We start from the raw sequence: 17,990 nt of genomic DNA on the forward strand, positions 1-17,990 counted from the left end.
ACGGCGGCGGCTGGCTGGAGGCGTTCCTCGAGTCGCTGAACGCGGCCCGCGGGCGGGGCGAACTGGAGCTGGTCACGACGGGCGAGGCGGCCTCCGGCCCGAGCCGCGGGCTCGTCTACCCCGCGATGGGCGCGTACCGCGAGATGGAGGAGTGGACGCTCCCCCGCCCCGCCGCGCGGCGCCTCAGCCGGCTCACCGGAACGGCATCGGGCGCCGCCCGCACCGATGCCGATCCCGGCCCGCTGATCCGCGGCGGGCACTGGAAGGGCTTCCTGCGCCGATACCCGGAGTCGAACCGCATGCACAAGACCGCGCTTCGGCTCTCCCGTCTGTGTCGGGAGCGGGGCGACCCGCCGGAGGCGAGGCGCGCCATCGGGCGGGCGCAGTGCAACGACGCGTATTGGCACGGGGTGTTCGGCGGGGTCTACCTTCCCCACCTGCGCCGGGCGGTCTGGCGCGAACTCTCCGCCGCCGAGCGGCGGCTGCGCGAGGACGAAGGCATCGCGTTCGAGATTCTCGACTTCGATTTGGACGGCCATGACGAGATCTGGATCCACTCGGCCCGGAGCTCCATCGTGATCAGCCCCCAACGCGGCGGCGCGATCGAGATCCTCACCGTCTTCCGGGACGGCGTGAACTACGCCGACGTCCTCTCCCGCCGGCTCGAAGCCTACCACCGGGATCCCTCGGAGTCCGGCGCGACGCGCGAGGGAGACGCAGGCCTCTCGCGCGAGGCGCAAGCCCGGAACGATGGGGTCGCCTCGGTCCACGACCGTGAGTCCGAGGCCCCGGCCGCGCCCGCCCCGGACAGTGCCCCTCTGGCGCTGCTGCAGGAGATCGCGGCCGCACCGCCCGACGGTCCGGGCACGCGGCGACGCTCCGTGATCGCGGACTGGCGACGGCACCCGTTCCGGCTCGCCGACGTCCCGGATCTCGAGTCCGGCTCGGGGTCCGGTCGGGTCTGTCTCCGCCTCGAGTCCGAGCCGGGCCTGCCCCGCCTCGAGAAGACGCTGGAGATTCGAGGCGACGGCGGGGTCGAAGCGAGACTCGACTGGAGCGCGGGCGACCTCCCCGCGGACAGCCGCATCGTCACCCGGCTGCCGCTCGCGCACCCAATGAGGGTCGAGACCGAGGGGGCCGGCGAATCGCGGGAGTCGCGCGCGCGGATCGTCACGGTGGCGCGGTCCGAGCGCGGCTTCGAGGAGATCGACCAGGGTGAACTCGTCGAACTCGCGTGGCCGGCCGCGGCCGGGAGTGCCCGCGTCTGCCTGAGTCCCGAGAGCGGTCCCGACACCGCCGGAGGCGCGGGATGACGGGAGACGGGCGCTCCGCACGGCGCCCGCGGTGGGCGGTCCCGCTCGTCGTCGCCATGGCCGCCGCGTGCGGAGAAGCCGACACCGTCGCGCCCGCCGAGACCGGCCCGGCATCCATCGTCGTCCTGGCGGGGGCGGACCAGCGCGGCGTCCCGGGGCGCCCGCCGGCCGAAGCGATCGCGGTCCGCGTCCTCGACGGCGGCGGACGCCCCGTGCCCGGCGCGGCCGTCACGTTTGAGCCCGGTGCCGGCCACGGGATCGCGGATCCGACTTCGACGATCACGGACGCCGGCGGCGAGGCGGCGACATCGTGGACGCTCGGGGCCACCCCCGGTCCGCAGCGCCTCGAGGCGTCCGCCGGGCGGGCGGGCGCCACGGTCCGCGCCGAGGCGATCGACCTGGAAGCGGAACTCGATGCGCTGTTCGCCCCCGCCTCGGCGACCGAGGTGGAGGCGGTGCGGACCGACTGGGCCCGCCGCGACGTTTCCGCGGAGGGAGTGTCCGTCGAACTGACCGAGGAAGTGGCGCTCGGCGAGTCGACCGCCACGCTCCGCATCGTCTCCCATGTGGTGGCGGGCGTCCGCCACTTCGGCGCCATCATCGTGCCGGACGGCGCGGCTCCCGAGACCCTGCCCCTGCTGATGTACACTCACGGGGGCGACGGGGGCGTATCGGTCGACGCGATCGATATCGTGACGCTGGCCCTCGGCGAGCGGAGCCGCCGGTTCGTCTACGCGATCCCCTCATTCCGCAGCGAGCCGCTCCGCTACGGGGACCGGAGCTGGGTGTCCGAGGGGCCCTCGGGCCACTGGGACTACGATGTCGACGATGCGCTCGCGCTCGCGAACGTCGTCTTCGAGACGACGCCGGAGGCCCGGCCGAACGCCATCCACATCGTCGGCGGCAGCCGGGGGGCCGGCGTCGCCCTGCTCGCGGGCGCGCGGGACGAGCGGGTGGAACGCATCGCGGCGTTCTACGGACCGACGGACTTCTTCGACGGCTGGATCAAGATCATCGCGCGGAAGACCGCGCTCGACGGCCCCTGGGACCTGCCAGGCCTCATCCATCTCGATTCCACCGTCGTGCAGCCACTGGTCCGGGGCACGCTGTCCACTTCCGAGGCGCGCCTCGAACTCGTGCGCCGCTCATCCGTCCTCTTCGCGGACGATCTCCCCGCGGTCCAGGTACATCACGGCACGGCGGACTTCGTCGTGCCCGTGAGCCAGGCGGAGTCGCTGATGCGAACGATGGAGGCGCTCGGCCGCACCCCTCCCGATTTCGAGGCGTTCATCTACGAGGGAGGCGGGCACGACTTCCTCTCCCTGGACGGCGCCATCCCCCGCGCGGTCGAGTTCATCGCCGAGGCCCTGCAACCGAAAGGAAACCCGTAAGGATGAGGACCCGGATCGCCCGCACCATTGAGGTCTTCGAAGCCGCGCGCCAACCCCTGTTCACCGTGCTCGACGGGATCTCGCGCGAGGACCTGGACTGGCAGCCCGCGGACGGGATGCGCGGGATCGGGAAGATCTGCCGCCACATGTACCGGGTGGACGTCTGGTTCCTGAAGCAACTCGGCATCGTCCCCGTGATCGACGAAGATGCCCCCGGTCCGGCGGAGGAGATCGCCGCCCGCATGCGCATGATTCAGGAACAGATCATCGCCGAGGTGAACGCCTGCGGCAGCGACGAGGATCTGGCGGCCGAGCGTACGTCTCCGGACGGAGAAAGGACCTTGCGGATGGGGGCGACCGTCCTCCATATCGCCCAGCACTATCTCTACCATCTGGCGCAGATCACCTACCTGCGCCGCATCCGCGACCGCGAGTGGTCCGCGCCGCTGGACGAATGGGAGACGGCCACCCACATCATCGAGGACCGGATTCTGGAGTAGCCCGTGATACCACAGAGACCCCTGGGGTTCGGCGAGATACTGGACGGTGCGATCCAGTTCTACCGGCGCGACTTCGGACTGTACTTCCTCATCTCGCTCGTGGGCTCGCTCCCCGGCTATGCCATGGGCCTCGCGATCGGCGTGCCCAGCACGGGCGTCGATCCGTCGGGGAACCCCGCCTTCGGCGAGATCGGACTCGAGTTGGCGATCCTGCTGCCGGCTGCGGCCATCTCGTGGATCGCGACGCTGGCCGTCGCCGTCGCCATCTGCGCACGGATGGAGGGTCGCCCGGCGTCGCTGGAGAAGGCGTACCGGGGGGTGCTCCGGCCCTTCCCGAGCGCCGCCGGAGGGCACCTGCTCGCCCTGCTCGCTGTCCTCCTGGCGGGCGGGCTCGCCATGATCCCGGTCATCGTCCTGGGGGGGATCGGGATCGCCGTGTCGGACAGCGCCACCGGAGCGGCGGTTTTCTTCGGAATCGTCGGGCTCTCGGCCGCGCTCGCGGTCCTGGCACTCTGGTTCTGGACCACCTTCGCGATCTTTCCGGCCGTCCTGCTGGAGGGGCGGACGGCAACGCAGGCGGTACGCCGCTCGCTGAAGCTCAGCAAGGGAGCCCGCCTCCGGATCCTCGGGATCATGCTCGTCGTGCTGATCATCCGCGACGGTCCCTCGCTGGGGATCTTCGCTCTCTTCGGAGGCTTCGAGATGTTCACGTCGCCCGCAACGGCGGGCACCGTCAGCGCGGGCGTCATGGCGCTGCAAAACACGCTCGATCTGCTGTTCGGGTCGCTGGTCACGCCGTTCGCGGTGGCCACGCTGTTCCTCATCCACCACGATCGGCGCGTGCGCCTGGAGGCCGCCGACCTGGAGACGGCCGCGACCGCGATGGCGACGGACGATCGGTGATCCGACTCCCGGGTCCCGCCGCTCTCCCGGCCGGGCAGGAGCCGTCCCCCGCCGCCGAACCCCTCCCCTCGCCGGGCGAGATGTCCGACGCGCTGCGGGAGATCCTCGCCCAGCCGGATTTCGTTTCTCCGCCCCTGCCTGCCCGGCAGCGGATCCTCGATTGGATCGCGAACACGCTCTCCGATGCGTGGGATTGGCTGCGACGTTTCCTGTTCGATGAGGGCGGCGGGCTCATGGAAGTGCTGGCCATCCTCGTCGTCCTGGCCGCGCTCATCGCGCTGGGGACGGTAGCGCTGCGTCACGGGCCCCAGTGGGTGCAGGGCGCGCGGGAGAGGCGGGACGAGGGTCTGGAGGACGATGGCGCGCCCGGCTCGGCACGCGAGTGGCTTGGCCTCGCCCGGACGCGGGCGGGCGATGGGGAGTTCCGGCCGGCGGCGAGCGCGCTCTACCAGGGGTTCCTCCTCACGCTCGACGGGAAGGGCACGGTCGCGTTCCACCCGTCCAAGACGCCCGGGGATTACGCCGTCGAGATGGAAACCGCCGCCGGCCGCCACTTCATCCGTCGTTTCCAGGGACTTTCCTTCGGTCAGGAGGCGCCCACCTCCGCAGGCTACGCGGCCCTCGAGGATCTGGCGCGGGACGCGGGGTGCCCGACATCCGGGTCGAAGGGGGAGACCGCTTCATCGTGAGCGACGGCAGGTTCAGGACGTTCGCGTGGGTCGGCGTGATCGCCCTGGTGGCGGGACTCGCCGCCTACTTCGCCCGGCCGGCGGGACGCACTGCCACCGACGTGAGGCGGAGTTCCTTCCGTACGACGCCGGACGGCGTGGCCGCGTTCGCCCGCGGGCTCGAACGGTTCGGCCGCCCGACCGCGCCCCGGCTCACGCCGCTGGCCGACGCGGATCCGGTCCCGGGGACGCTCGTGCTGCTCTCGCCCGCCGTCGTACCGAGCCCCGTCGAGGTCCATGCCCTCCTGGAGCGCGTGCGCCGCGGGGGCACCCTCGTGTACGCGCCGCAACTGTTTCCGGCCATCTCCAGCGCGTTGAGGATCACGCCGCTGATGGATTCCCTCGGCATCGCGTTCCGCGTCCCCCGGCCGGGCGATCTGGAGGGGGCGGAGTGGGCAGCCCACTCGCTGACCGACGGCCTGCCGGCACCGAGCGCTCCGCGCCGCGCGCTCCGGCGGATGACGTCCCGCGAACTCGGCGAAGACACCCGGTCCGTCCCTCCCCTGCAAACGCTGCTCACCGTGGGAAGCGACGAGGATCGGAGGTTGACGGGCGCCGCCCTCATGCCCTTCGGGGATGGGCACATCGTGGTCCTCAGCGATGCGGAGCCGCTCTCGAACGGGCGCGTCGCCGACGACCCTCTCGCGCTCGTCGTCATGCGGGCCGTGCTGACCCACACGACGCCCGCCGACACGATCTTCTTCGCCGAGTTCCACCAGGGCATCCGCGGCTACGAGAGCACGGCGCGGCGCTGGGCGGGTTTCGTCTTCGGCTCGGCCGAGGGGCGCACGCTCCTTCAACTCCTCCTCGCCGCGTTCCTGGCGCTCGCGTGCGCGGGGCTGCGCTTCGGCGCCCCGACGACAGCCGTCGCTCCGCCGGACCTCGAACGAAGGTCTCCGCTGGAACACGTCTCCGCCCTCGGCGACCTGTACGAGAAGGCGCGGGCCCGGCAGACGGCCGCTCTCCTCCTTCTGGCGCGGCTGGCGCGCGGCGCTCGGCGCCCTCCGCCCAGGGACGTCGCCGAGGCCCGGGCGCTGATCCGTGAGCTGGAGGCCCGGCGGGGAGAACAGTCCGCGCTGGCCCGGATCCGACGCGGCTTGCGCGCCGATCCGGTGGACCTGACGATGGTCGCCGCCGGCATCGACGACCACCTCGGACGAAGGGCGGAGCCATGACCACGCACGACGCGGCACTGCGTCTGCTGGGCGACATCGAGAAGGTGATCCTGGGCCAGGAGACTGTCCTCAGGCAGCTCATGATCACGCTCCTCGCCCGCGGCCACGCGCTCCTCGAGGGCGTGCCGGGGACGGCCAAGACGCTCGCCGTCCGTGCGCTCGCCCGCGGGCTGGGGCTCGACTTCGGCCGCGTCCAGTTCACCCCCGATCTCATGCCCACCGATCTCGTCGGCGTGAGCGTGCTGGACGAGACGCAGCGGAACTTCCGCTATCGGCCCGGTCCCGTGTTCACCGACCTCCTCCTCGCCGACGAGATCAACCGGGCGCCGCCCAAGACCCAGGCGGCGCTGCTGGAGGCGATGGAGGAGCGCCAGGTCACCGTCGACGGCGCGACGCGCGCCCTGCCCGCGCCGTTCACGGTGTTCGCGACCCAGAATCCGGTCGAGTACGAGGGGACCTATCCCCTCCCCGAAGCGCAGGTCGACCGCTTCCTGATGAAGGTCGTCATCGACTATCCGCCGGAGGAGGCGGAGCGGGCGATCCTCGACCGCCATGAGGCGGGGTTCCGGGCGGACGACGAGGCGACGTATCCGATGGGCGAACCGCTGACGCGAGAGGCGCTGCTCGCGGCGCGCGGCGCGGTGGACGGCGTCCACATGGACGAGCGGGTTCGGCGCTACGTGACCGGGATCGTGAGGGCGACGCGGGACGATCAGGCGTTCGCGCTCGGGGCGAGCCCCCGCGCGGGCGTGGCGCTCTTCCAGGCCGCGAGGGCGGAGGCGTTTCTGCACGGCCGGGACTTCGTCACCCCGGACGACGTGAAGTCGCTCTCGTTCCCGGTGCTTCGGCATCGCGTCGTGCTGACCGCCGAGGCGGAGGTCGAAGGACGTTCTTCGGACGACGAACTGCGGGCGCTCCTCGAGACGCTGGAGGCGCCCCGATAGTCCGCATTGCGGTGGTCCCGAGCGGGCGGGCGCTGTGGCTGCTGGGGCTGACCTCGTTCGTCTTCCTGTTCTCGGCATCCGGCGCCCTGGCGGCGGACGCCATCATCCTCCTCCTGGTCTGGATCGACGGCCGACGGACGCGGCCTCCGTCGGCCTCCCGCACCGCGCCGCGCATCGCCGCGCTCGGGGAGATCGCCGGGGTCGCGATCGAGTTGGTCAACCCGACGAAGCGTCGGCTTTCCATCCGGCTAACGGACGACCTCGATCCCTCCCTCCGCCGCCTCCCCGGACGTGACGGGAATGAAGCGTGGGAGGCGGGCGTGCCGCTAGACATCCCGCCCGCTTCGGTCATGCGAATCGGCTACAGGATGCGGCCGCGCACGCGCGGGTTTCTCGCGATGGGCGCGATCCACCTGCGGACCCGCTCGCCGTGGGGATTCGCCTGGCGGCGTTCCACCGTCGACGCGGCGCACACGCTGCAGGTGCAGCCCGGGATCCGGAGCCTGCTGCGCGACCGCAGCGGCCACGCGCTCCGGCGCGGCCTGCGCACGGCCGGTTCGCGCCGCAGCCGGCAGTGGGGCGACGGCCGCGAGTTCGAGAGCCTGCGCGACTACGCCGAGGGGGATGATCCGCGCATCGTCGACTGGAAGGCGTCAGCCAGGCGCCAGCGTTTCGTCGTCCGCAACTACGAGGCGGAACGCAGCCAGAACGTCGTTCTCGCGATCGACGCGGGCCGCCACATGCGCGAGCGGATCGAGGAGCGGGAGCGAGTGGACTTTGCGCTGGCGGCGGGCATGATGCTGGCCAACCGCGCGCGCAGCTACGGGGACCGCGTCGGAACCGTCGTGTTCGACGACGAGATCCGGCACCTGTCGCCGCCGCGCCGATCCGATCCGGCCTCGCTGGCCCGGGTCTTCGCGGGCGTGGAGACCCGGCCGGTCGAGCCCAACTATCCGCTCGCGCTCGCCACGCTGGGCCGGACGTTCCGCAAGCGGTCGCTCGTCATCCTCTTCTGCGATGTGATCGACGAGGCCGTCTCGCAGGCGCTCGTGACCTCGCTCGCCCGGATCGGGCGCGCGCACCTGCCGCTGGCCGTCGCCATCCGCAACCCGGCGCTCGAAGCGGCCGCGACGCGGCCCGCGGTGGATGAGGCCGCGGTTTTCCATCGCGCCGCCGCCGAGGAACTCGTGCAGTCGCGCGCCACGACGCTTCAGGTCATGCGCCAGTCGGGGATCCTCGTCGTGGACACGCCGCCCGGCGACGCGCTCGTGCGCACGCTCGACAAGTACGTCGAGATCAAGGAGCGGGGGCTGCTCTGACCTCCGCGCGCGGCTCGTCGTCCGAGCCGCGGCCCGCGAAACCGAAGTACGCCGCGAGCAGGAGCGCGGTGGCGCCTCCGAAGGCGAACTTCGCCACGGCCGGAAGTCCGGACGGGGAATAGAACCCCTCGACCAGACCCGCCACGATCAGCAGGAGCACCGACCCGCCGACGAGCGAGAGGAAGGCGCGGCCCCGCTCCCGCAGCGCCTCCCGGCGCGTGCGCCGTCCGGGCACGAGCAGCGCCGACCCGAGCCCCAGGCCGGCCCCGCCGGCCAGGCAGATGGCGGTGAGTTCCATCACGCCGTGCGGGAAGACGAAGGCGAGAATCACCCCCAGAACCTCGTTGTTCGCATACAGACCGAACCCGGCCCCGAGCATGACGCCGTTCAAGACGAGGATCAGCACCGTGCCCGCGCCGGCGAGCACCCCGCCCGCGAAGGCGAAAAAACTCACGCGCACGTTGTTCGTCATGAGGGCGGAGGAGAGGACCGGCCGCGCGGCGCCGTCGACATCGATGTAGGAGGCGTTGATGTCGCCACGGGCGGTGCTCTCGGCTCTCGCCAGCATCTCCGCCGGCATGATCGCACGCGCCCTCGCCGGCCAGTCGCGGACGGCCGCGTACGAGGCCAGCATGGGCCCGAAGAGCAGCAGGGCCGCGAGGAGCACCGGCCGGCGGTGGCGCCGCACCGCCCGCGGCAGTTCGCGCGCGATCCAGCCTCCGAGGGGGACCGTCGCCCTGCCCTTCGCTCGGTACAGGAGGTTGTGGCCGGCTCCCGCCCATCGTTCCACCGCCTCCAGCAGCCCCGGCGACGCGCCATAGGTGCGCGCGCGCGCCAGGTCCGCGGTCACGCCGCGGTACAGGCGGCCAAACGCGCGCACCTCCGCCTCGCTGAACCGGTCCAGCCCGCCGGCGCGCCCCTTCTCCACGAGGTCGGTGTAGGCGGCCCACGCCTCGCGACGCTCGCGCGCCATCGCCGCGGCCTGCAGGCTCGCCCCGCCCTGGCGCGCCGCGTGTCTCGGGGCTTCGTCGTCGTGCAACCGGACGAGGCGCGTGTCGGGAGCCGCCTCGGAGTCCAGGCCGCCCAGGCCGTCCCCGCCCACCGCCGCTCGCACCGCATCCCACACCGAGGCCGCCACGCGGCTCCGGACATCCGGTTCGAGCCCGGCCCGGCGCGCGACGTAACCCGACACCAGCGCGAACTGTTCGGCGGAGAGTCGCGGGCGACCCGCGCGGCCGTCCGTCGGCGCCTCGTCCCCGAACATCTCGCCGCCGCCCGCGTCCCGGACCACGATCGTGCCGGCGACGAGGTCTCCGAGGCGCTGCGCGCGGCGGTTGAACAGGATCGACGCGGCACCGGCCATCCCCGTCACCCCCGGCTGCAGATCCACGATCCGGATCAGGTTGCGGAGCACCGACCCCTGGAAGGAGAGCGGCTCCCCGCCGTCGTGCAGCACCCGCAGCCCCAGCGCGCGTTTCCCCGGCGTGCGTCCGTCCCACACGGCTTCAAAGAAGAGGAAATATCCCCACATCGCGAAGAAGATGGCGATGTAGAGCACGGCCTGGCCGAGCGCGCCCGCGTAACGAAAGACGAGCGCCACCAGCAGGAGGGCCGCCACGATGATGGCCAGGTCGAGGGCAAGCGCGGCTGCGCGCGACCCCAGGTCCGCAAGCTGGTATTCGAGCTTGACGTGCTCCGGCGTCTCCAGCGACACCCGCCGATGCAGCCCCGCCCGCGTGTCACCCATCATCCAACCTCGACCTCGATCCCCGATCCGTCCCGTATGCTGGAGACGCCACGCTGGAACCGTGGTGCGGCGGGCGCAAGGGCCCTGCTACAGGTCGCGGCGGCGGAACGAGATGAAGGCGATCCCGACGAGGAGCGCGGTCCAGGCGGCGGCGGTGATCAGGTGCCACGCGGGGTCGACGGCGGGTGGCGGTGTTCGGCCCGCGGCTTCGACGGCGGTGGCGTAGCGCTCGTAGGTCGCCGCGTCGTAGTTGCGGAATTCCAGGAGCGGGAAGGTGTTCGAGAACGGCAGGTAGTCGAGCCAGCGGGTGTAGTCCGGCAGGAAGCGGCGGACGAGCACGGGCAGCATCCCCGACTCGATCGGGCCGATCCACAGGAACCACACCGCCAGCGCCGCTCCCGTCCTGCGGATTACGAGCGACAGAAGGAAGGCGAGCGCGGCCACGCTCAGGAAGGCCAGCCCGAGTCCCCCGGCCGCCTGGAGGACGGACAGCGGAACGAGCGGTCCCTCGGCGGCCCCGAAGTCGGTCCGAATCAGCGCGAGCGCCGTCGGGATCAGCACGTGTACGCCGATGAAGGCGAGCCCCACCAGCGGTAGCAGGAGCGATTTGCCCCAGAACCACTGGGACTTCGAGAGGCCGTCGATCACATTCTGCCGGGCGGTCCGCCAGCCGAACTCCGTCGCCGACAGCAGCACGAGCGTGAGGGCGGCGAAGATCACCACCATGGTGGATTCGTCCCCGAACACGGCGGCCCAGATGTCGGGGAGCCGGAAGCCCTCGCTGCTGTCGAGGAAGGGCTGGGCGTGGTTCATCACCGTGAAGAACGCGTAGAAGCCGAGCGCGATCCAGAAGGCGAGCCGTTTCCTCGCCTTGAACCACTCGTTGCGCAGCAGCACGCCGAACGCCCGCGCGCCCCTCATTGGATCTCTCCAAACCCGTCGGGCGTGCCCGTGATCTCCATGAAGGCGTCCTCCAGCGATTGCCGTTCCAGCGACAGGTGCGAGGCGTAGATCCCCCGGCCGGCGAGGAAGCGGTTCAACTCGGAGAGCCCGGCGCCCCCGATCTGCACCAGGACGCGGCCATCCTCGACCCGCGTATGTCCCGCGCCCTCGAACTCCGACACGGCCTGCCGAAGCGTCTCGATGTCCCCATCGGCACCCACGGCGGCCACCGTTCGGGCGGAGGTGAGGTCGTCGACGCTCCCCTCGCGGACGAGGCGGCCGGTCTCGATGATCGCGACGTGCGTGCAGGTGCGCTCGACCTCGTGCAGCATATGGCTCGAGAGGAAGATCGTCTTCCCGCGGCTGGCGAGTTCGCGGATGATGTCGCGGATCTCGCGCTGCCCCGCCGGATCGAGCCCGTTGGCCGGCTCGTCGAGGATGATGAGTTCCGGGTCGCCGATCATCGTGGCCGCGAGCGCGAGGCGCTGCTTCATGCCCAGCGAGCACGCCTTGAACTTCGTCTTCCGGCGCGAGGCGAGCCCGACGATGTCGAGCACCTCGGCGATGTCCGCCTCGTCGCTCCCCTTCACCCGGGCCACGACCCGCAGGTTGTCCCGGCAGCTCAGGTAGGGGTAGAAGTTGGGGTATTCGAGCGTGGCGCCGATCCGCTGGCGCGCGGCGTGCAACTCGGCGGGTGTCTCCCCGCCGAACAGCCGGAAGGAGCCGCCGGTCGGGTTGATGATCCCGAGCAGCATCCCGATCGTCGTCGTCTTGCCGCTCCCGTTCGGCCCCAGGAAACCGTACACCTGCCCGGCCTCCACCTGCACGGAGAGCTGGTCCACGGCGAGCGTCCCGTCGCCGCGCAGCGCCGCGTACCGCTTGGACAGTCCTTCGGTTTCGATGATCGTCATGTGAGTTCCCGTGGCCGTTCGCCGCCGGCGCGCTCTTCGAGTTGCCGCCGGAACAGTTCCGCCTCCGCGAGCTGATCCAGTAGTTCGCCCCGCTCCCGGTTCTCGCCTTCGAGCCGCTCGATCCGTTCCGTAAGCCGGGCGACCGTCTCCCGGTCCCGCTTCATCGGCCCGAGCGCTTCCGCCAGGTCCCGCACCAGCGGCCGCAGGGCGAAGTGCGTCGCCATCGCGAGGACCGGGATGCCGATCGTGAAGAAGATCGCGACGATGGCGATGATCATCTCTTCCATGTCTCACCCCTGCGCATGCGCTTCATCCGGCATAAGAACGGAAGGCGTGGCGCGGTGGTTTCGCCGCGTGGTTTCGCCGCGCCGGGACGGGCGGCCCTTCCCGGGCCGCGCCGGAGCCCCGTCCGGGGCCGCTCGCGGATCGGCGGCGCTATCGCGGAGGCCGGCGGCCGAGAATGCCCCGGCCCCACACGTTGTTCCCGCGGTTCACGTCGGGCATCACGCCGTCCGGGTCGATCTGGACGTTGCGCACGGGTCCGCCGGACACCGCCAGCACATAGGTGCCGTCCGCCTGCCACGCGTCGACCGGCACCTCGTATCGCTGCTCTTCTCCGTCCTGGAAGAGGATCCGCGCCTCGAGCGGCATCGGGATGCCTCCACGATTCTCGAACACGACCCGCGTCGTGTCCCCCACACGGGTGACGGAAGCGATCGCCTGGTCGAGCATCGCGTCATCGTAGATCCAGCCCCGGAAGAACCAGTCGAGATCCCGCCCCGACACGTCCTCCATCGTGCGGATGAAGTCGGCCGGCTGCGGGTGCTTGTACGCCCAGCGCCGGATGTACTCCCGGAAGCCTTCGTCGAACACCTCGGGCCCGAGGATCTCCTCCCGCAGGAGGACGAGCACAGCGGCCGGCTTGTTGTAGGCGAGAACCCCGATGTCCGCTTCCGGAATGCTGTCGGCCGGCGTGTACACGGCGTAGCTCGGGAGGCGCGTGTCCGTCGCGATCTGGGCGGGGGACATGAGTTCGCCCAGGATCGGCTCCCCGCCCGCGAACTCGATGCCGGAATAGTAGTTGATGAAGGTGGTGAACCCCTCGTCCATCCAGGCGTACCGCCGCTCGTCGGAGCCCACGATCATCGGGAACCACGTATGTCCGATCTCGTGGTCCGTGACGGAGAAGAGGAAGGCGCCGCGCGACCGCCACGAACAGAAGACGATCATGGGATATTCCATCCCGAGCGCGAGGCCGGCCACGTTGATTGCGACGGGATATGGATAGCGGAACCACTTTTCCGAATAGTGCCGGACGCTGTGCCGGAGATATTCCGTGGAGCGCTCCCAGCCGCTGCCCACCGGTCCGCCGATGCTCTCCTGCGGGTAGGCGGACATGATGAGGACGTCCTCCCAGCCGGCGGCGTCCCAGACGAAGCGGTCGGACGTGGCCCACGCGAAGTCGCGCACGTTCTCCGCGCGGAAGCGCCAGGTGAGCGGCGCCTCGCCCGGCGGCCGCGTGTGATCCTCGCCGGCTTCATCCGGTCGGATGATGTGGACCGCCTCCTCCGAGAGGCGGGCCTCCGCGAGCCGCTCGCGCTGCATCGGCGTGAGGACCTCCTCCGGATTGAGGAGTTCTCCGGTGGCGACGACGATGAACTCGCGCGGGACGGTGAGTTCGACATCGAAGTCGCCGTACTCGAGGTACCATTCGCCCTGCCCCAGGAAGGGAGACTGGTTCCATCCGTTCACGTCGTCGTAGGTGAAGACGCGGGGATACCACTGCGCGAGCTGATAGATGATCCCGCCCCGGATGTCGAGTTGCCCCATGCGGTCGCCGCCTGTCTCGGGGATCTCGAACGCGAAATCGATCTCGACCTCGACCTGGCTCCCGCCCGGAGGGAGGGGTTCGCCGAGGAGGATCTCCATCATCGTGTCCTCGGTCCGGTACTCGGGGACCGTCATCTCGCCCCCGAGGTCGGCGCGCACCCCCGAGATCACGAAACCGCCGTCCCTGAAGAAGCCGCCGTGGCGGACGTCCCCACCGAGTTCCTCCGCTCGCAGCGCCCCGTAGCTGGTTTCGCGAAAGAGGTTCTGATCGAGCTGGACCCAGATGCTCGTGAGCGAATCGGGGCTGTTGTTCGTGTAGGTGATGCGCTCGGTGCCCTCGATGCGGTCGTCGTCGAGCGTCGCCCGGATGTGGTAGTCGGCCCGCTGCTGCCAGTAGGCCGCGCCGGGGGCGCCCGCGGCATCCCGAAATTCGCCGGGTTCGGGAAGGTCGATGGGCTCGAAGGCGCCCGCCGGATCGAAGATCCTGCGCAGGGAGTCGCGGCGCGCGAGTTCGGCCGCCTCCGCCGCCTCCCGCGCTTCCCGTTCAGCTTCCTGCGCCGCCAGCCCGCCGCACGAGGACCAGTCGGCCGGCAGCGGCAGCGCCAGAGCGGCAAGCACGGCAAGCACGGTTGCGGAGCATGTGCGCGGCCCCGGGCCGGTTGCCTTCATCGAACCTCCCTCTGCGGTATTGGGTCCGTCGCCACGTTCATTGTCCGTTCGCTCACGCGATCCTCATCGGTTGACGCCGCCCGTAGGAGAGCGTACGCCAGAGCCACTCCAGAGGTCCGAAGCGGAACCGCGCGAGCCACCACGGCGACCACGCCAGCTGGAGTGCCCAGATCGCCACGACGATGCCGACGCACGCCGCGCCCCCCACCCGCTCGAACAGGCCCAGCCCGTGGCCGTAGAAGATGAGTGAACACAGCACGCTCTGGGCAATGTAGTTCGTGAACGCCATGCGACCGACGGCGGCCAGGCGCGCCCGGGCGCGAGTCAGGCGCCCGCTCCGGGCCGCGAGCATCACCAGGCCCACGTAGCCCAGAAAGACACCGACGGAGCCGACGTAGTTGAAGAGGGTCCCTCCCAGCTTCGACTGCTCCCACGCGAACCCGGCCTCCACGTTGTACCAGACCCCGGCGGCGGCGAGCGGCAGGCCCGGCCCGAGCCCCCAGAGGGCGAGCCGGCGGTAGAACGAGGCCGGCCGGGCCGCCGAGAGCACGCCCAGCTTGTAGAGGGCCATCCCGACGAGCATGAGCCCACCCGCCCGCCACACGAGGTATCCCGCGAAAGCGACGGTCTCGACGAGGATGGCGTAGTAGGCACGGACCGGCATGTGCTGTGCCCAGCCCCCGCGCATGGCTTCGATCTCCGCGCCGACCTCCGCCGCCGGGGGCGCCCACTGAGCCGCGACCTCGGCCCGCTCCCCGGCCGGCCAGTACGGAACCGACCAGTGGGCGAGACCCATGACGAGTACGACGATCCCGACCGCACACCCGCCGGTCCACAGCAGGCGGCGGGGCGCCCAGTCGCGGAACCCGTACAGGATGAAGCCGCAGAGGGCGTAGGGGACGAGGATGTCGCCGTGCCAGATGCCGTAGGCGTGAAGAAGTCCGATCGCGAGGAGCCAGGACTGGCGGCGATAGTGCAGCCGATCTCCACGGACGCCGCGACGGTCCATGCGCTCGCTCATCATCGCGATCCCCGCGCCGAACAACAGGGAGAAGATCGAGATGAACTTCGTGTCCGCGAATACGTTGACCGCGGCCCAGATCCAGAAGTCGGCGCCTGCGAGGCCGCCGCCGGGGGCTACGGACGGATTCCGGTACGCGGCGGAGACCCAGGCGAAGCTCCAGATGTTGACGATGAGGATGCCCAGCACCGCGACGCCGCGGAGCACATCGATCGCATGGATGCGCTCGGATCCCGACACGGGCGCGGGAGCGTGACTGGCCGGCAGAGTCTCGGACATCTGTTGCCTGTTCGCTTGTGGCCTGTTCGCTATGTTGGACGCGTGGTGCGCTGCGCGAGCACGCAACGACGCCGAGTGAACCGAGAGGTGTAAACATGTCCGGGTCCATGAACATTCTGTCTCAAGCCTTCCTCCGCCGCACGCCGCGGCGGATCCTCCAGCTGACCGCGGTCTTCGTACTGGCCGCCTCCTTCGGGGCGCCCGAAGCCCGCGCCCAGGCAGACGACGCCTGGACCCCGGCGCTGAGCATGCAGTACCGCGCGGTCTCCGGCACCGCGATCTCCCCCGACGGCTCCCGCATCGCCTTCGTCGTGCGCGAGCCGCTGATGGAAGGACCGCAGTCGGAGTACCTGAGTCACATCTGGATGACGGACGCGGACGGGACACCGGCCGCGCAGTGGACGCGTGGGGAGGCGTCGGCGGGGTCGCCGCAGTTCTCGCCCGACGGCGCGTGGCTGAGCTTCACCTCCGGCCGCGACGGAGAGGGCGAGGCGGGCAGCCAGGTGTGGGCGCTGCCGATGACGGGCGGCGAGGCGCGGCAGCTCACGAAGGCGGAGGGGTCCGTGGCGGGGTACCGCTGGTCGCCGGACGGGACGCGGATCGCCTTCCTCATGCGGGATCCGCCGACCGCGGAGGAGAAGAAGGCGCGGGAGGAGAAGCGGGACGTGATCCTCGTGGACCGGAACTACAAGTTCTCGCACCTGTACGTGGCCGCCATCGACGCGGACTCGGACGAGCCCGCAACTCCCGTTCGGCTCACGGCGGGCGACTTCCACATCACCGGCTTCAGCTGGGCTCCGGAGGGGGGACGGATCGTGTTCGCGCACCAGGTCGATCCCCGCATCAATACGGGGCGGCTGAGCGGAGACCTCTCCACGACCACCGTTCCGGACGCCGCCGAGATCGGTGAAATCCTGGCCGCGCGGGAAGCCGAGGCGGATGAGGACGAAGACCCGGCCGAGGGCGCCGACGCCGATCCGGCCGCGGTCGGGGAGGTCGCGCTCCTCGTGGGCGGGGCAGGGATCGAAGGGAGTCCGCACTGGTCGCCGGACGGCTCCTGGATCGCTTACGTGTCGACCGGAAATCAGCCGGAGCCGATCGGCCTCGGCGACGTATACGTGATGCCGGCCGAGGGCGGCGAGGCCCGCCGGCTCGAGACGCCGAACCGGAGCGCCTTCGTCCTCGGCTGGTCGGGCGACTCCTCCGAACTGCTGCTGCTCGAAACGCTCGGCACGCGCCGGCACGTGCTGGCCGTTCCGGCCGCTGGCGGCGAGATGCGCTTCATCTCCTACGGGGACGGCGTGGTGGGCTCCGTCGCGCTCAACGACGACGCGAGCCGCATGGCCTTCACGTGGCAGACCCCCGACGAACCGTGGGACGTCTTCGTGTCGCCCACGAACGGGTACTCCCCACAGCAGGTGACGGATCTCCATGCCGGCGTGCCGCGCCCGGAGATGGGACGCACGCAACTCGTCTCGTGGACTTCCACCGAGGGGTTCGAGATCGAAGGGCTCCTCACCTACCCCGTGGGCTACGAGGAAGGCGAGCGCGTGCCGCTCATCCTGAACGTGCACGGCGGGCCGGCCGGCGTGTACAGCCAGAACTTCACGGGCTCGCCCGCCATCTACATGCTCCAGTACTTCGCGCAGCAGGGCTTCGCGATCCTGCGCCCGAACCCCCGCGGCTCCACCGGCTACGGGAAGGACTTCCGCTACGCCAACTTCCAGGACTGGGGCTACGGCGACTTCCGTGACCTCATGTCGGGGGTCGACCACGTGATCGACATGGGGGTGGCGGACCCGGATCGCCTCCTCCTCATGGGCTGGAGCTACGGCGGCTACATGACGTCGTGGGCCGTCACGCAGACGGACCGCTTCGTGGCGGCGAGCATGGGAGCCGGACTCCCGAACCTGATCTCGATGACGACGACGACGGACATCCAGGACTATCTCGCGGGCCACATGGGCGTCGAGTTCTGGGAAGACTACGAGCGCTACGAGCGGCACTCGGCGATGTACCACATCGCGAACGTGGTCACGCCGACGCAGGTGATTCACGGGGCCGAGGATCTGCGCGTCCCCTTCACGCAGGGGCAGGAGTTCTACCGCGCCCTCGACCGCCGCGGCGTGCCGACGGAGATGGTTGTGTACCCGCGCACGCCGCACGGGCCGCGCGAACCCAAGTTCACGATGGATGTCTCCGAGAGGATCCTGACCTGGTTCCGGAAGCATCTAGGGTCGGAGGCGGTTACGGCCGCAGGCGCGGGCCGCTGACGCGGGTCCGGGGGATGGTCGCGCCCGGAGGCGGGTCGCCGGCCG

At 70.8% G+C, this 17,990-nt stretch carries 15 protein-coding genes; 9 read left to right on the forward strand and 6 right to left on the reverse strand.

Annotated elements, in window-relative coordinates; translation table 11 throughout:
- The 8 genes from RN743_RS04030 to RN743_RS04065 form a co-directional block, all read left to right on the forward strand.
- Positions 1-1,313, forward strand: a 1,313-nt coding sequence (locus RN743_RS04030) for an alpha-amylase/4-alpha-glucanotransferase domain-containing protein (protein ID WP_310776504.1), incomplete at its 5' end; no start/stop codon positions are given.
- Complete coding sequence (locus RN743_RS04035; protein ID WP_310776506.1) at positions 1,310-2,704, forward strand: hypothetical protein; 1,395 nt, start codon at positions 1,310-1,312, stop codon at positions 2,702-2,704. The genes RN743_RS04030 and RN743_RS04035, both read left to right, overlap by 4 nt.
- A gap of 2 nt (positions 2,705-2,706) precedes the next feature.
- On the forward strand, positions 2,707-3,204 hold the full coding sequence (locus RN743_RS04040; RefSeq protein WP_310776508.1) for a DinB family protein: 498 nt from the start codon (positions 2,707-2,709) through the stop codon (positions 3,202-3,204).
- 3 nt (positions 3,205-3,207) lie between these two features.
- Positions 3,208-4,107, forward strand: a complete 900-nt coding sequence (locus RN743_RS04045; RefSeq protein ID WP_310776510.1) for a hypothetical protein — start codon at positions 3,208-3,210, stop codon at positions 4,105-4,107.
- Positions 4,104-4,796 (forward strand): hypothetical protein, encoded by a 693-nt coding sequence (locus tag RN743_RS04050; protein WP_310776512.1) that lies wholly within the window; start codon positions 4,104-4,106, stop codon positions 4,794-4,796. Before RN743_RS04045 ends, RN743_RS04050 begins: the two co-directional genes overlap by 4 nt.
- The gene (locus RN743_RS04055) at positions 4,754-6,010 is read left to right on the forward strand and encodes a DUF4350 domain-containing protein (protein ID WP_310776514.1); all 1,257 of its coding nucleotides are present in this window, start codon (positions 4,754-4,756) and stop codon (positions 6,008-6,010) included. The genes RN743_RS04050 and RN743_RS04055 overlap by 43 nt, the downstream gene beginning before the upstream one ends.
- Positions 6,007-6,954 (forward strand): MoxR family ATPase, encoded by a 948-nt coding sequence (locus tag RN743_RS04060; RefSeq protein ID WP_310776516.1) that lies wholly within the window; start codon positions 6,007-6,009, stop codon positions 6,952-6,954. The genes RN743_RS04055 and RN743_RS04060 overlap by 4 nt, the downstream gene beginning before the upstream one ends.
- A gap of 11 nt (positions 6,955-6,965) precedes the next feature.
- On the forward strand, positions 6,966-8,273 hold the full coding sequence (locus RN743_RS04065; RefSeq protein ID WP_310776518.1) for a DUF58 domain-containing protein: 1,308 nt from the start codon (positions 6,966-6,968) through the stop codon (positions 8,271-8,273).
- Here RN743_RS04065 and RN743_RS04070 read toward each other — a convergent pair.
- The 6 genes from RN743_RS04070 to RN743_RS04095 all read right to left on the reverse strand — a co-directional run bounded on the left by RN743_RS04070 (position 8,251) and on the right by RN743_RS04095 (position 15,672).
- Positions 8,251-10,023 (reverse strand): stage II sporulation protein M, encoded by a 1,773-nt coding sequence (locus RN743_RS04070; RefSeq protein ID WP_310776519.1) that lies wholly within the window; start codon positions 10,021-10,023, stop codon positions 8,251-8,253. The genes RN743_RS04065 and RN743_RS04070 overlap by 23 nt on opposite strands.
- Before the next feature lie 84 nt (positions 10,024-10,107).
- Positions 10,108-10,941: a hypothetical protein gene (locus RN743_RS04075; RefSeq protein ID WP_310776522.1), complete on the reverse strand. Its 834-nt coding sequence runs from the start codon at positions 10,939-10,941 to the stop codon at positions 10,108-10,110.
- The gene (locus RN743_RS04080; RefSeq protein WP_310776523.1) at positions 10,938-11,873 is read right to left on the reverse strand and encodes an ABC transporter ATP-binding protein; all 936 of its coding nucleotides are present in this window, start codon (positions 11,871-11,873) and stop codon (positions 10,938-10,940) included. The genes RN743_RS04075 and RN743_RS04080 overlap by 4 nt, the downstream gene beginning before the upstream one ends.
- Positions 11,870-12,160 carry a hypothetical protein gene (locus tag RN743_RS04085; RefSeq protein ID WP_310776525.1) on the reverse strand — a complete coding sequence of 97 codons (291 nt, stop codon included), beginning with the start codon at positions 12,158-12,160 and terminating at the stop codon, positions 11,870-11,872. Before RN743_RS04085 ends, RN743_RS04080 begins: the two co-directional genes overlap by 4 nt.
- A 148-nt stretch (positions 12,161-12,308) precedes the next feature.
- The gene (locus RN743_RS04090; RefSeq protein ID WP_310776527.1) at positions 12,309-14,372 is read right to left on the reverse strand and encodes a M1 family metallopeptidase; all 2,064 of its coding nucleotides are present in this window, start codon (positions 14,370-14,372) and stop codon (positions 12,309-12,311) included.
- A 52-nt stretch (positions 14,373-14,424) separates the two neighbouring features.
- Entirely contained in the window at positions 14,425-15,672 is a 1,248-nt protein-coding gene (locus RN743_RS04095) for a DUF418 domain-containing protein (protein WP_310776528.1), read from the reverse strand.
- 95 nt (positions 15,673-15,767) lie between these two features.
- Here RN743_RS04095 and RN743_RS04100 point away from each other — a divergent pair, with 95 nt between their 5' ends.
- On the forward strand, positions 15,768-17,945 hold the full coding sequence (locus RN743_RS04100) for a S9 family peptidase (RefSeq protein ID WP_310776530.1): 2,178 nt from the start codon (positions 15,768-15,770) through the stop codon (positions 17,943-17,945).
- Positions 17,946-17,990 lie beyond the last annotated feature (45 nt).

Origin of the sequence: Candidatus Palauibacter scopulicola (genome assembly GCF_947581915.1) — a bacterium.
GTDB classification, from domain to species: domain Bacteria; phylum Gemmatimonadota; class Gemmatimonadetes; order Palauibacterales; family Palauibacteraceae; genus Palauibacter; species Palauibacter scopulicola.